Annotated in this window: 9 protein-coding genes and 2 pseudogenes; 9 read left to right on the top strand and 2 right to left on the bottom strand. The window is 57.5% G+C overall.

Going from position 1 to position 13,969, the window contains the following annotated elements; translation table 11 throughout:
• Positions 1-2: 2 nt before the first annotated feature.
• Complete coding sequence (locus BR48_RS0105490) at positions 3-311, top strand: putative quinol monooxygenase (protein ID WP_081815769.1); 309 nt, start codon at positions 3-5, stop codon at positions 309-311.
• Positions 312-336: 25 nt separating this feature from the next.
• Here BR48_RS0105490 and BR48_RS0105485 read toward each other — a convergent pair whose 3' ends face one another.
• The gene (locus BR48_RS0105485) at positions 337-3,189 is read right to left on the bottom strand and encodes a winged helix-turn-helix domain-containing protein (protein ID WP_027230379.1); all 2,853 of its coding nucleotides are present in this window, start codon (positions 3,187-3,189) and stop codon (positions 337-339) included.
• 469 nt (positions 3,190-3,658) lie between these two features.
• On the opposite strand from BR48_RS0105485, the pseudogene BR48_RS23885 reads away from it, so the two are divergent.
• From BR48_RS23885 to BR48_RS26600, 8 genes and pseudogenes are all read left to right on the top strand, one after another.
• Positions 3,659-4,086, top strand: a pseudogene (locus tag BR48_RS23885) (heme-binding protein).
• Positions 4,087-4,357: 271 nt separating this feature from the next.
• Positions 4,358-4,819: a (2Fe-2S)-binding protein gene (locus BR48_RS0105475; protein ID WP_027230378.1), complete on the top strand. Its 462-nt coding sequence runs from the start codon at positions 4,358-4,360 to the stop codon at positions 4,817-4,819.
• A gap of 1 nt (position 4,820) precedes the next feature.
• The gene (locus tag BR48_RS0105470) at positions 4,821-7,079 is read left to right on the top strand and encodes a molybdopterin cofactor-binding domain-containing protein (protein WP_027230377.1); all 2,259 of its coding nucleotides are present in this window, start codon (positions 4,821-4,823) and stop codon (positions 7,077-7,079) included.
• 712 nt (positions 7,080-7,791) lie between these two features.
• Positions 7,792-8,202: pseudogene (locus BR48_RS23880) on the top strand (GFA family protein).
• A gap of 334 nt (positions 8,203-8,536) precedes the next feature.
• Complete coding sequence (locus BR48_RS23875; protein WP_051614586.1) at positions 8,537-10,237, top strand: FAD-dependent oxidoreductase; 1,701 nt, start codon at positions 8,537-8,539, stop codon at positions 10,235-10,237.
• Between the two features lie 10 nt (positions 10,238-10,247).
• Positions 10,248-10,559, top strand: coding sequence for a hypothetical protein (locus BR48_RS26135; protein ID WP_139217658.1), 312 nt, complete (start codon positions 10,248-10,250; stop codon positions 10,557-10,559).
• Complete coding sequence (locus tag BR48_RS0105450) at positions 10,544-12,064, top strand: mechanosensitive ion channel family protein (RefSeq protein WP_027230375.1); 1,521 nt, start codon at positions 10,544-10,546, stop codon at positions 12,062-12,064. Before BR48_RS26135 ends, BR48_RS0105450 begins: the two co-directional genes overlap by 16 nt.
• 682 nt (positions 12,065-12,746) lie before the next feature.
• Complete coding sequence (locus BR48_RS26600) at positions 12,747-13,157, top strand: recombinase family protein (protein ID WP_051614584.1); 411 nt, start codon at positions 12,747-12,749, stop codon at positions 13,155-13,157.
• 295 nt (positions 13,158-13,452) lie between these two features.
• On the opposite strand, the gene BR48_RS26595 is transcribed toward BR48_RS26600, so the two are convergent.
• Positions 13,453-13,776: a hypothetical protein gene (locus BR48_RS26595; RefSeq protein ID WP_051614582.1), complete on the bottom strand. Its 324-nt coding sequence runs from the start codon at positions 13,774-13,776 to the stop codon at positions 13,453-13,455.
• Positions 13,777-13,969: the final 193 nt, after the last annotated feature.

Here is a 13,969-nt window from a genome sequence, read left to right as displayed (position 1 = left end):
TCATGGCTCACATCAAGATTGTGGGGACATTGCTTGCAAGACCTGGGAAAGCGGGAGAGCTTGAGGCGTTGCTCTTCAGCATGGCGCCCCACTGCAGGGCCGAGCAGGGTAATCTACGATGGGACATCTGGCGGGACCAGACGAAAGCCGACCAATATGTTCTGGACGAGCTCTATCTCAACAATGCAGCGGTGGAGGCTCACCACGAGACGCCGCATTTCAAGAACTATCTGTCGAAAATCCACGACCTTGCCGACCGCAACGCCATTGTGCTCGAGCCCGCACTAGTAGCGAACAAGAATGGCTGTTAAGACCTACGATCGACCGGGCTGTGTACTATCGCCTAAGTGTCTCGAGCAGGTGACGCGCCTTCGCTATGTTCGCACAGGCCGGCACGTTATCGAACTCGGCGCAGATGGGCGACAGCAGGTCGGCTGCCGCCACGAGGCGATCGGTTTCGGCCCAAAGTTGCGCCAGAGCCGTCGAGGCCCGAAGCTGGAAGAAAAGCGCACCGCTTTCTCTTGCAGTCTCTGTGGCCAGCAGCAGCGTTTCCGACGCGCCCGACAAGTCGCCATCCCGCCACTGCACCAGTCCGTGCACCCGATGCAGTTCCGGCTGTGACCAGTATTCGCCTTGGCGGTCGGCACGGTCGAAGGCAGCGCTCAAGCTGTCACGGGCGAGCGCGATACGTTTATGACGCAATGCGGCTTCCGCGAGCATGGCGAGATATAGAGGCACCCGGACGAGGAAAATGTTGGAAATGAGTTGGCCTATCGCAAGTCGCATCATGTCAACGCCTCCGCCCTCGCCGTCCATGCTCCTCACGGCGCCCTCGTAGAATTTACAAACGGGTCGCCAGATGGCGATATCGCGCAAGCTAAGGTTGCGCGCTAGCATCGCAACATGTCGGCGCGCAGTTTCGCTCTCGCCGGACCACAGCGCGATAGGCAGCGCCGCCTGTGCAAGGGCGTTGGAATGCGAAACCAAGTGATCGAGCGCAAGGCTGTGATCGAGCGCCTCCTGCAGTGCCGTCGTCGCCTCGCTTCGATCGCCACACACCCAGGCCGCCGTCGCAAACGCCACCCGGATCGACACGAACCGGTCCATCTGGAATCGGGTGACGGCCGATCGTTTCGCGGTGATCGCATGCTCGCGCAAGAGCCTTTTCAGGTCATCGCACGCAAGCCGGACGTCGCCGCAGTAAAAGGCGGCCGTTGACCTTACGCGCTCGCCCTCCGCTACCACCGCCTGTTCATTTTCCCGTTCGGCGAGTTGGGCGAACTGCTTGAGAGTCGCAATTGCTTGCCGGTGCCGTCCGGTGAAGCTTTGCAGGATACCAAGTCCCCACAATGTACGCAGCTGGTAGTCGACATTGCCGATCTCGCGGGCCAATTGGTTGGCCTCCATCCACGCCGCATCGGCTTCGGGGCCTAAATGATCGGAGAAATTGAGGCCCGAGGCGTAGGACGCTATCAGTTTCATTTTGACGGCGGGGTCGCACCGAGACAGCGCTTCAACCGATTCCAGTGCCCGTTCCACGCGCCGGCGACTTTCCGCTACGGTCGACAACTCGTCCCAAAGCGAGATTGCCGCGCTGGTAAGACGCACACCGACCTCGGGATCGGCACCGTCGCCTAAGGTCCAGTCGATCGCCTTCCGCAAGTCGTTCGCTCGCGGTTCGTAGCAGGCGGTCCATTCATTCCTCGGTTGCCATTGCCAATCCGCCTCGGCTTGCTCGAACAGTTGTAGAAGATGGCGCGCATGGCTGGATTGAGCGTCGACGGCTTCTCCACTCTTGTTTAGCCGCTCGGCCGCAAAGCTGCGAGTACTGTCGAGCAGGCGATAGCGCGGCACGCCCGCATCGTACACGACCGACAGGAGTGATTTCGCGGCGAGGCTTTCAATGCACGCCGCTATCTCCTCGATCCTGCCGCCGATGCGACCGGCGACGCCGATGACGTCGGATAGAAAGAAGCTTGCCGAAAAAACCGAAAGCAACCGCAGGAGCCGGGCCTCATCCCGGGCGAGAAGTTGGTAGCTCCAATCCATGGTCGCAAGCAGCGTCTGGTGGCGGGCTGAAGTATCGCGTGCTCCTGCATTGAGAGGCTCGAAGCTGCGTTCCAGAAGACCGAGTAGGGTTGCCAGATCCATAGTCACCAGCCTCGATGCCGCAAGCTCGATGGCAAGCGGAATGCCCTCGAGTCTTCGGCAAATGGCCGAAACCGCAGGCGCGTCCATGTCATATAATTGGTAGCCACACGCCTCGTGTGCCGTTCTGACGAAGAGCTCCACGGCAGCAAAGGCCAAGGCATCCTTTCGATTGTTGATCTCTTCCTCTTCCGGATAAGCTAGTGGTGACAAGCGATAGACGCTCTCGGACCGCGAGTGGAGCGGTTCCCGGCTCGTCGCGAGGATGTGAACGCCGGGAGCTGCCAGCCTCAAATGCTCAGCGATGGCGCAGGCCGTGCTAAGAACATGCTCGCAATTGTCGAGCACAACCAGTATTTCGCGATCCCGCAATGTTTCGACGATGCCGGCAAGCACATTGGTCCATTTGCCGCTGACGCCCAGCGAAGCCGCAATCGTCGTGTCCACAAGCTGTGGGTCGCCGATGGTGGCGAGATCGACGAAGCAAACACCATCGCCATAACGTTTCAGAATGCGTGTCGCTGCGGCCAATGCGACGGTCGTCTTGCCGACTCCGGCCGGGCCGACAACAGTCACGAATTTTTCCGTCGGAAGCTTGGCTTCGAGCGCCGCGATAACTTGATCGCGTCCTATAATGGGCGCGATGTTCGACAATTCTCTCGCTGGCGCCTTGGCATCGAAAGCCGGCGGCGAATGATCTCCTCCATAGATACGCAGCGGGGCGACGAAGCGATAGCCGCGCCCGCTTACCGTGGCAATGCACGACAGTCCTGACGCTTCTCGCTGAAGAGCACGGCGCAATGCGGCGATGTTGACCTTCAGATTGCTTTCATGGACGAAGGTGTCCGGCCAGACGAAGCTCATCAGCTGGTTCTTGGTGACGACCTCTCCCGCATGGATGAGCAGCAAGTGGAGCAGATCGAGAGCTCGGGCTCCTACCCTCATCGGTTTGTCATCAAACATCAACAATTGCCGGTCCGGAATGAACCGATAGTCGCCGAAGCAATATGTCTTACCGTCTATCTTGCCGGATCGTTTCATGCACCCACGATTGACTCCGTGATCAACGCGCCGTTTCGTACTGCGCCTCAGCATCTGACCGGATGTCCCCCAGGCTCAGCTTAGTTTGCTCTGGCGTGGGGACAATTTAACCTCTTTATCCGCTCGCGTATAGAACCGTCGGACGTGGCAGGCAGGAGTGCGCGTCGTGGGGCCGGTGATGTCGGCCCTTGGTTGTAAATGTAGACCGTCCTGGCCAAACCATGACATCATTGATAGCGGTAAACTAAGTAATCAGTATTGGATTTTACCTCTTTTTACCACGCAGGCGGTGACTGTGGTGGTAGTCGTACTTTCAACATAGACGCTAGCATACCGGCTTTCGATTAATTCGACCGAAGTGCCCATCGATCTGAATAAACGCTAGATCTTCGAAGACGCGACCCCTGAACGACTGTGCCGCATCCACCCCTGCTCAGTGGGAAGCTCGATCAAAGAAAGGCCGCATACGATGCCACGCAAGTTCAACACCCTCACGCTTTCAGACGCGAAGCATATAATCGAGGCAGGCGAGGCAAAAGCTGCCAGCATTGGCATTGCCTACAATATCGCCGTCGTCGATGCGGGCGGGGCGCTCGTTGCATTCAGCCGGCAGGACGGTGCGCTGATCGGAAGCATCGATCTCGCCATCGGCAAGGCAGTGACGGCCCGTTTATTCGATAAAACCACCGCCTATCTCAGCGAACTGGCGCAGCCCGGCGCGCCACTCTTTGGTATCGAGCATAGCAATGGCGGACGGGTCATTATCTTCGGTGGTGGCGCTCCGGTGCGCATCGGCGTGAAATCATTGGTGCGGTGGGCGCGAGCGCCGGATCGGTCGAACAAGATATTTCGGTCACTGAGGCTGCGATCGCGGCACTCAATTCAAGCAACGCCTGAACGAAACATCGGTAATGAAAGCGGAGCGCATCGCTATTCGACCGACCGCCGCTTCCAGACATCATGCGTGGGTGCCCCCTGGCGCGAGCTCCGCCTTCAATGAAACCTGTCGAACGGCCAATATCCAATCGAAGACGGACCCCTGACCGTTGGGATGCTCAACCGCCGGTTAAAAGAAGTAAATTCTGGTCAACTGTCCTTTGCAGCTTCGGAAGCCGCGGGTACGGTCGCATGCAATAGCTGAGTCCTGGCAAATTTGGAAAGGCTTGCGATGTTTGATATCACGGTAAATGGCGTTAGGCACCAAGTCGACGTGGTTCCCGAGATGCCATTGCTCTGGGTTTTGCGCGACGAGCTTGCCATCACAAGTCCGAAGTACGGTTGTGGAATAGCCCAGTGCGGCGCCTGCACGGTACAGATTGACGGAATAGCCGTGCGCTCATGCCAAGCGCGCATGGATGACGTCGCAGGCAAGGCGATTACCACGATCGAAGCCGTCGGCAATGGCAAGCTTCACCCGGTGCAGGAGGCCTGGATCGAACATCAGGTACCCCAGTGCGGCTACTGTCAGACCGGCCAGATTATCCAAGCGATCTCGCTCCTGGAGATGATTCCCAATCCATCAGATGAGGATATCAATGAAGTCATGTCGGGCAATCTCTGCAGATGTGGCACCTATGAGCGTATTCGCGTCGCCATCCATGCAGCCGCCGAAAAGATAGGAGGCAGATGATATGGGCGAGATACCAGGTCTTTCCCGCCGAGCCTTCGTTTTCGGCTCTGCAGCTGTCGCCGGCGGTGTCGCTTTCGGTTCGTATGGTCGGGCCCAACAGGCGCCTTCTGCCCCTACTGCCAAAAATCCGTTGGCATCAGGTCTCGGGCCGGATTCGGTCACATTCAATCCGTGGGTGGAGATCAGTCCGCAAAGAATTACGCTCATTGCCCAGCATGCGGACATCGGCCAAGGCGTCGGTTCTATCCAACCGCTCATGATCGCGGAGGAGTTAGACCTCGAGCCGGGTCAGTTTGAGATTCGTTTTGCCGCACCTAGCCCCGCCTATTTTAATACCGGGTTCGCTCATGAACTTGCTCCATTCATGGCGCCTGACCAAAGCCCGGAAGCAGAGAAGGCACGAGCGGCTGCGCTGGAATGGTTGAGGCAGTCGGGCCTGCAGATGACAGGGGGCTCCAGTACCATACCAGATACCTACGAAAAACTGCGCGCAGCAGGCGCAGTTGCGCGAGAAACGCTGAAAGCGGCCGCAGCCAAGCGAAGCGGATTCGCCGTTGCCGAATTACGAACCGAGGCTGGCAACGTGATCCTTCCGGATGGAAAGAAAATCTCCTACATCGAGCTGTCTACAGACGCGGCAAACATTCCTCCGGTGATGGACGTCAAGCTTCGTGACCCGTCACAATGGCGACTGATTGGCAAGCCTATGGAACGGCTTGATATACGCTCCAAAGTTACCGGCGAATTGAAATTTGGCATCGATCGCGAGATCGACGGAATGGTTTACGCAGCCGTCAAACTGAACCCCAACAAGGGTCAGCCCATAAAGTCGTATGACGCAAGCAAAGCTCAATCGATGCCGGGCGTCCAGAAGATAATCAAGATCTCGAACGGCATTGCCGTGATCGCGACAAACAGCTGGTATGCCATGAAGGCGGCCGAGCTTGTCGATTGCCTATGGGAGCCGTCCAAATACCCCGCCGAGCAAGCTGAGCACTGGAATATCGTGGGCTCTTCCTTTACTGCGGAATTCCTCGGCAAAGAGTGGCGCAATGATGGCGATTTAGACGCTGGATTGAAAGAGGGCACGCTCGTGGAGGCAGAATATCGCGCCCCATATGTCGGACATCAACCACTGGAACCACTCAACGGTATAGGCATCGTTACCGACAGCGGAATGGAAATCTGGGCTGGTCATCAAACTCCGCAGTCAGTGCAATATATTGCAGCAAAAGCGATCGACATGAAGCCCGAGCAGATCACCTTTCATAACGAGTGGTCAGGTGGAAGCTTCGGACACCGTCTTGAATTCGAAAACATCAGAGTGCTCGCCGAGATCGCGAACCAGCTACGCGGAACTCCTGTAAAGCTCGTCTTCTCGCGTGAGGAGGATTTCCGGCAGGATATTCCGCGCCAGATTGCGATGGGGAGATATAGGGGTAGTGTCCATGACGGCAAGATAATCGCCGCTGACGTTCAGGTTGCAGCAACCCCTCCATTCAAAGAATTGCTTGGAAGGATGGGCTCGCCGCCCAAAGACCCTGATGCTCAACTGGCGGTTGGCATATGGAATGTATACTACGATATTCCAAATTATCGTGCGACGAGCTTCGAGGTAAAGGGACTATCCCCTTCCACCACTTGGCGGTCGGTCGGGGCTTCGGCGAACGGCTTCTTTACCGAGAGTTTCCTTGACGAACTCATCCACGCTGCACGGCTTGATCCGCTCTTGGCGCGCATCCAGTTTTGCAAGATCCCGATCTACCGAAAGCTTCTGGAAACCGTCGGAGAAATGGCCGACTGGCAGGGACCACTCGGGAACGGAAAAGGCCGTGGTGTGGCGTTTGTCGAGTCGTTTGGCACAGCGGTGGCTGAGATCGTTGAAGTGACTATGACAGACTCGGGCATCAAAATCGACAAGGTCTGGGTTGCGGCTGACGTCGGTAAGGTAATTGATCCCATCAATTTTGAGAATCTTGTCCAAGGCGGTGTCATCTGGGGCCTTGGTCATGCAATGAACTGCGAGCTCACCTATAGCAAGGGGGCTGTCCAACAGACCAACTACAACCACCACGAGGCTATGCGCATGTATCAGTGTCCGGTGATCGAGGTTCGTGGCCTGGAAAACGATTACACGGTCAGAGGCATTGGTGAGCCGCCGGTACCACCTGCAGCACCCGCACTCGCAAATGCCATATTCGCTGCGACAGGCAAGCGCATCCGCGAAATGCCCTTCAACAAGTTCATCGATTTCGTTTGAGTGAGGGCGGATATGACAAGAATTCTGATTGCCATTACGCTCGCAGTTTGCACGGTAACACCTCTTACAGTGATGGTTTACGCAAAGGGCGAAGGTTCGAAAGACGTACTTCCCCCGGGGAGCGTCAGCAGGACGGCCGGTCTAGAGGCATGGAAAAGGATCGAAGCGGTCGTTACCCATCCGCGCTGCGCCAATTGCCATGTCGATATTCGCGGCATTCCGATTTGGACTCCAGCCGGTGAAACGAAGTCTCGAATTCATGGCATGAACATTCATGCGGGCCTGAGCCGGATTGGAGCCGAAGAAATAGCCTGTTCGGCATGCCATATGACGTCCACTCAGCCGAACGACCCTGCTCCCGCGCCACCGCGTGCAGGCATTCCTTGGCAACTCGCTCCCGTGGAGTTTCTTTGGTACGGTCAGAGTGGTACTGAGATTTGCAAACAACTAAAGGATCCGGCCCGGAACGGAGGCCGCGATAATGTGGGCTTGCTCGACCATCTTCGGCACGATGCATCATTGGGTGGGTTCATTCCAAGAAGTTGGGAACCGGGAGCAGGCCGCAGCAGGCCGCCTGGAACCTTCGAGGACCATGTCAAAGACATGGCTCTTTGGGGGGCCGCGGGGCAACCCTGTCCAAACTAAGGAGGCATAATTGCTATGTGTTACTGGGGATCAGCGGGGTTATCCTAATGCATCGAGGTACACTGCTATGGTAAGCAAACATACCGGCCAATGCGCATGCGGCGCGTGAGATTCGGGTTCGACATCAATTCCGACTTTGTCGCTGTCTGCCATTGTATCGACTGCAAAAGGGCATCGGGTGGCGAAGCGATGACACTTCTCTGCGTAGCTGAAGATGATTTCACTCTCCTAAGCGGTCAACCCCAGGCTTTTCATTACACCGCTTCTTCGGGAAATGGGCTGGACCGTAATTTCTGTCCCGCTTGCGGCGCAAGACTGTTCACCAGCAACGGGGAAAGCTATCCGGGCATGGTCTTCGTCACGATCGGCGGCCTCGACAACCGCGAAGGCGTCATGCTGTGCTGAAATGTTCACCAAGCGCCGGCTCGCTTGGGCCGTTCCGCTCGAGGCGCCGCAATTCGAGGCTATGCCGGGATGAACTCTGCCGTTTGGCCGATAACTGGTCGCCGAATTTGACTATCCGCCTGAACAACGAGGGCGCGTAGGATGTTGGGGCGGATCGCAGCCATCCGCGCAAACATTACGAATGGAGGGACGAATGTTGGAGAATACCTATCGCGGTCAATGCGCTGCCGTGACCCTGCATTGCACGAACGAAGGGGAGCGGTGAAACCGCGGTCTTCGCCTTGGCGCCCGGCTATGGGATGCGTGGAAACGTCCGCGAACAGAGAGCCCTCGGAAATTGTTTGGTTTTGTAGTGCACAGGATAAACTGACGAGATCATCGGGATAGTCCGATATGGAGTTCACACAATGGCGATCACCGATGCTCGGCGGGAACAAGCATATCCAACACTTTCGACTTTCCAAATCGGGATGGCTCGACGCTTCGCGAGCGGCGAGCCGAGGCGCTTCGGCCCAGGCGACATCCTCTATGAGATCGGAACCCGCAACGTGCCTGCCTGGCTTATTCTAGAGGGCTCCGCCGATGCAATTCAGCGCGGTGCGGCTGGCAGGTCGTCCGTGATCGCCACTTACGGTCCGGGCCAGTTCACCGGCGAGACCAACCAGTTGTCTGGTCATGCAACCCTGGCATCGGTGGTCGCGGGCGAGAAGGGCGTAATTGCAATACCCTTTGATGCCCCACATCTTCGCGCGCTTGTCATCGGGTCGGCGGATGTTGGTGAGGCGATCATGCGCGCCTACATCCTCCGTCGCGTCTCGCTGATCGAAGAAGGGCGGGCCGGCGGTGCAGGGTCGATTCTGGTTGGACGCCGGGATGCTCCCGACATCGTGAGGTTGTCTGGATTTCTCACCCGCAACGGCTATCCCCACGCCCTCGTCGCCGCATGCGAGGCCGAGGGGCGCGAGCTGGTCGAACGGCTCGGCATCGCACCTGAAGATCTGCCGTTGATGATCTGCCCAAACGGCACATTGCTCAGAAATCCGAGCGACGCGGATGCTGCGTCCTGTCTGGGCGTCGTGCCGGATCTCGATCCGAAGAATGTCTATGACGTGGCAGTCGTCGGAGCGGGACCGGCTGGACTGGCCACGGCTGTCTATGGGGCATCTGAGGGGCTGTCTGTTTTGGTTCTCGATTCGCGCGCTTTCGGCGGCCAGGCGGGCGCATCCGCCCGGATCGAAAATTATCTCGGCTTCCCAACTGGTATCTCCGGACAGGCTCTTGCGGGCCGGGCCTTCAATCAAGCGACGAAGTTCGGTGCCGAGCTTGCGATCCCACTGACCGTCGGAAAGCTGTGCTGTCATGGACCTGAGTCGGAAGCTCCTTTCTCTCTCGAGCTCAGCAATGGGTGTACCGCACGGGCGCGTTCCATCGTGATCGCGTCAGGAGCGCGCTACCGACGGCCTGATGTCACCAATATCGAAGAGCTGGAGGGAGCCGGCGTCTCCTACTGGGCATCGCCGATCGAGGCCCGCCTCTGCGCCGGAGAGGAAGTCACTCTCGTCGGCGGCGGGAACTCGGCCGGCCAGGCCGTTGCTTACCTCGCACCACAGGTCAGGCACCTGCATCTCGTGGTCCGGCGACCACTCGAGCAGACTATGTCCCAGTATCTGATCGACCGGCTCGCGGTATTGGCCAATGTCGAACTCCATGTGGGCAGGGAGATTGTGGGCTTGCATGGCGACCGAGAGACAGGTTTGACCGGCGCCACCTTCCGTGACGTCCGAACCGGCGAGACCGAGGAGTGTGCTTCGCGCCATCTCTTCCTGTTTATCGGCGCCGATCCTAATACCAGCTGGCTTGACGGCTGTGTCGCGATCGACGGAAAGGGCTTCGTTCTCACGGGAGATGGTATCGGCCATCGGGAGCGACTGCCGCTGGAAACGAGTTGCCCTGGCATCTTTGCCATTGGAGACGCACGGGCCGGCTCCACAAAGCGGGTCGCGGCCGCCGTCGGTGAAGGCGCGGCCGTCATCGCGCAGATCCATTCTTTCTTGGTGCGAAATGTGGGAGGCACGTCTGCGCTGGCCGCTTCGCCGATCCCAACTTAGCAAGTGCGAAATGAACCAAGGTGGAAACTGCTCGGCGGCGAAAATCGCCACCGACGCGCTTTTAAAGTCAAACAATCTCAAAAATCTCTCGTCCCTGCAAAAGCCCCGCTCAGAAACTTTTTCTTTGAAAATGCCGATAATGGCTGTTTTGTTGTTGAATTCGATTGGTGCTAAAAACTCTACAATCGACAGGATGCATGATCCGCGCTCCGGTTTTAAGAACTGGATCCAGGGGTGGCCGCTTGGCTGCAGCGAGCCACCGCTTCGCGAGAAGGACGCTTGTAGGTGGAGCGGAAGCGTTCTAGCGTGCTTTTCAGAATGACGCTCTCCGACGTGATCACCGATCCTACTATTCAGGCCGGGACACTTGCGGCTGCGGGTGCATTTGTCTCGCGGGTGGCGCTACGCAACAACCCGACATGGCACCTGATCTTTCAGGTTACGTTTTTTGTGGTTTTGACTGTGCTGCTGCTTTACCATGATATAGTGCCATATCAGGCAGGCCCGCCCACGGCCTCCGGCGTCCAGAAAATATTCATTGGAATCGCAAAGGTTATCTGGTGGATCAACGCTGCCTGGGCGCTCGTTGGATTCGCCCGTGTGTTCCTGATCTTTGAACGGCGCCCACGCGAAGGGCGGCTGATACAGGATCTCGTCGTCGGCATTATCTATCTGGGAGCGGTTCTCTCCGTCGTCGCCAATGTCTTCAGCCTTCCCGTCGGCACGCTTATCGCCACATCCGGCGTACTTGCCATCATTCTTGGCCTTGCCCTGCAAAGTACATTGAGCGATGTCTTTTCGGGCATCGCCCTTAATCTTGGAAGGCCGTACGTCATCGGTGATCTGATTGTGCTTGGCGATGGCACCGAGGGCAGGGTTGTCGAAACCAATTGGCGTGCAACACATCTTCTCAACAATAAAAACGACCTCGTGATCCTGCCAAACAGCGACCTTGCAAAGGCAAGGTTGATCAATATCAGCAGCCCTGACCGGAGCCACGGCGTGAGTATCACCGTGCGTTTTTCGCCCACCACCAGGCCCTCGGCTATTGCAGATCTCATGCGCTCGGTTCACTTGAGCTCCACCACGATATTGAATTCCCCCGAGCCCGGTATTCAGATCAAATCGCTCGATGGTTCGGCCGTCGAGGTGGAATTGTTCTTTCGCGTGACTGACATCGCCAGGGCCGGAGAAGCGCAGAATGAAATATTCGATCTGATCTATCGGCACAGTCTGGCGGCCGGTCTACCGTTGGCATCAGCTGTAGGCGAGCATGGCTCCCTGCCAGCCAAGACGGACACGCTGTCCACTATGCGCTCAACACAAATGCGGCTACTCGATGCGATGCCACTCTTCAAAACACTCACCGAGGACGAAAAGGAAGTTCTAGCCAACGCCATGTCGCGTCGGACCTTCCACAAAGACGAGGTTGTCGCCGAACAGGGCTGCGAGATGAAATCATTGGTGATAGTTCGGACGGGTGTTCTGGTCGTTACCCGCAAGGAAGAACGTCGGCAGCTCGAATTGAACAGGCTCGCGCCTGGGGATTATTTCGGCGAAGCCAGCCTCCTGACTGGAGCTGGAGAGACCGGTTCCGTACGCGCCCTTGCCTACACCGTTGTTTACGAGATCGCCAAGTCTACCTTGGCTCCGCTGCTGCACGATCGACCAAGCCTGGTGGAAGAACTCAGTCTTATTCTATCGCGGCGCGCCGAAGCGGAGAAGCATCTGTTCGGTAACAGTGACGAGATTGCAGGCATTCATGCGGTCCCGGGTTTGGTGAAGAGGATCCGGCACTTGTTTGAGATTGGAACGGCAATAACCTGAATTCTTAAATGACACGTGACCCAGACCCAAGTAGGTGTACCGGCCGTCATGAATGCACCGTCGGGAATGCGGCCGCCGGGCGCTGTCACTTTGTTTTCTAAAGAGCTGATACGCTTGCTGAAAAAGCAGGGCTTTTCACCAAGCAGACGCGTCGAGGAAGGCCGACGCTTCGGCTCCGTTTCGAGGAGACCGATTACTGTGAGCGCGAAAGGTGTCAATGGGCGTTGAACTTTTGACCCCTTTGTGTATGAGGTCAGCACTTGCCCGACGCTGGTCGGGTTGCAGAGGGTCCGCAAGTGCGGCGACAGCACAATACTGTTGGCGTTGGCGGCCAACATGGGGCAGCACTATCAGGGAGAACCAGCCAGCCTGGCTGAATCTTGCTGCGACTAGCGCGGGACGGAAATAATATCCGAATGCAACGCCTCAGACAGTGTTCGAGAGTGTACCCAATCTAGTATCGACTATTCGTCCGCTCTCCAGCGGCAGCTTTCGGGGAGTCCAACAGATAGTGGAATGACCTACTTGAGGTCGCTTGCCGAATGGCGGCTATTCGCCGAGCCGCCCCGATAAGGGACCGACGGCTTCCGGCCCCAACACGGTCACCCAATCAAGTCAATGGCTAACGTCCACTGTTGGGGCGCAAAGGCGAACTCCACAAACGTACAATCACGCGGGAAAGGTGGAACGGCTGAAAAGCCGCCGGCGCGACCAAAATCTTTCAGGAAAGCGCTCCGGCGTCGATTGCGAGGGCGAAGAGCTGCAAAAGTGCCTGGACTACGTGCGCGAGGGTGACACGCTGCAGGTGACGAAACTTGATCGCCTGGCGCGTTCGACGGCTAATCTCTACGCGATCGCGACCACGCTGGAATCGAAGGGCGTGGCGTTCAAGGTTCTGGACAATGCGGCCGTTGATACGGCAAGCCGCACAGGCAAGCTGGTCATGGGCATTCTTGCGCTCATTGCTGAATTTAAGCGCGATCCGGCACGAGCGTCAAATGGAGGGCAGTGCCAGGGCGAAAGGGCGTACAGGTGGACGGCCGAAGGCGGTCACGGATGCGATCGCCAGGGACATTCATGCGCGCCGGTCTGACGGCGAAAGTTTCCGTTCAATAGCAAAGAGCGTCGGTTTTAGCGTGGCAACGGTCCAGAACGTTTTGAAAGCAGAAGACGCCGCCAAAGGGGTAGGGATGTGGGTACGGATCAAGGGTAGGAAGGCATGCCGAACGCGTCGGAATATCGGTATCAACCATGCGGCATTTTCCGCGTTTCCCGCCGCAGCGCAAGGCGGGCGCCATCGGCTGAAACCATGGTCGTCATCGCCGAACTGCATCAACGGGAAATGTGGCCGCCGCGAAGCATTGCGGGACGCTGCTTGGCGGCGCGCTTTAATCAACTTCGCTGGACTGGAATACCCGCTTTAGGGCTGGCGTCGAGTTCTCCTCTTCGGCTGCCTTGAGCGCGTAACCGTTTTGGTAAAATATCTCAATTTGCTGATTCTGGGAGAACGTCAGGTCATGAAGCAAGGGGGACCACGGACAACAAAAATCCCCAGAAGCGCTCCTTGCCCGTGTGGTAGTGGTAAAAAGTACAAACACTGCCATGGGCGGGTCCGACAAGCAGCGCCAGACCCCGATATAAAGGACGAGATCGCCGCGATGCTTCGGCAACGTGAGGCGCAGGAAATCATTCGCAAGAAGCAGCAGGGGCATGGGAGGCCCATAATCTCTGTCGAATTTCAGGGCCAACGATTGGTTGCCGTTGGCAATAGAATGGTAGCATCACCACACTGGAGATTTTTCGCAGACTTTCTGTTACACAATCTGAAGGTTGTTATGGGCCTTAAATGGGGCCACGATGCGCAAAAGGCCGGACTAGACCATCCACTCTTCCGATGGTTGCGCA

Source organism: Phyllobacterium sp. UNC302MFCol5.2, assembly GCF_000686005.1.
Taxonomy (GTDB): Bacteria; Pseudomonadota; Alphaproteobacteria; order Rhizobiales; family Rhizobiaceae; genus Phyllobacterium; species Phyllobacterium pellucidum.
This window is presented reverse-complemented; position numbering and strand designations above follow the sequence as displayed.

Coding starts and splice junctions, on each gene's coding strand:
- BR48_RS0105490 (WP_081815769.1), top strand. CDS start 3: ATGGCTCACATCAAGATTGTGGGGACATTGCTTGCAAGACCTGGGAAA.
- BR48_RS0105485 (WP_027230379.1), bottom strand. CDS start 3,189: ATGAAACGATCCGGCAAGATAGACGGTAAGACATATTGCTTCGGCGAC.
- BR48_RS0105470 (WP_027230377.1), top strand. CDS start 4,821: ATGGGCGAGATACCAGGTCTTTCCCGCCGAGCCTTCGTTTTCGGCTCT.
- BR48_RS26135 (WP_139217658.1), top strand. CDS start 10,248: ATGAACCAAGGTGGAAACTGCTCGGCGGCGAAAATCGCCACCGACGCG.
- BR48_RS0105475 (WP_027230378.1), top strand. CDS start 4,358: ATGTTTGATATCACGGTAAATGGCGTTAGGCACCAAGTCGACGTGGTT.
- BR48_RS26595 (WP_051614582.1), bottom strand. CDS start 13,776: ATGCCCCTGCTGCTTCTTGCGAATGATTTCCTGCGCCTCACGTTGCCG.
- BR48_RS23875 (WP_051614586.1), top strand. CDS start 8,537: ATGGCGATCACCGATGCTCGGCGGGAACAAGCATATCCAACACTTTCG.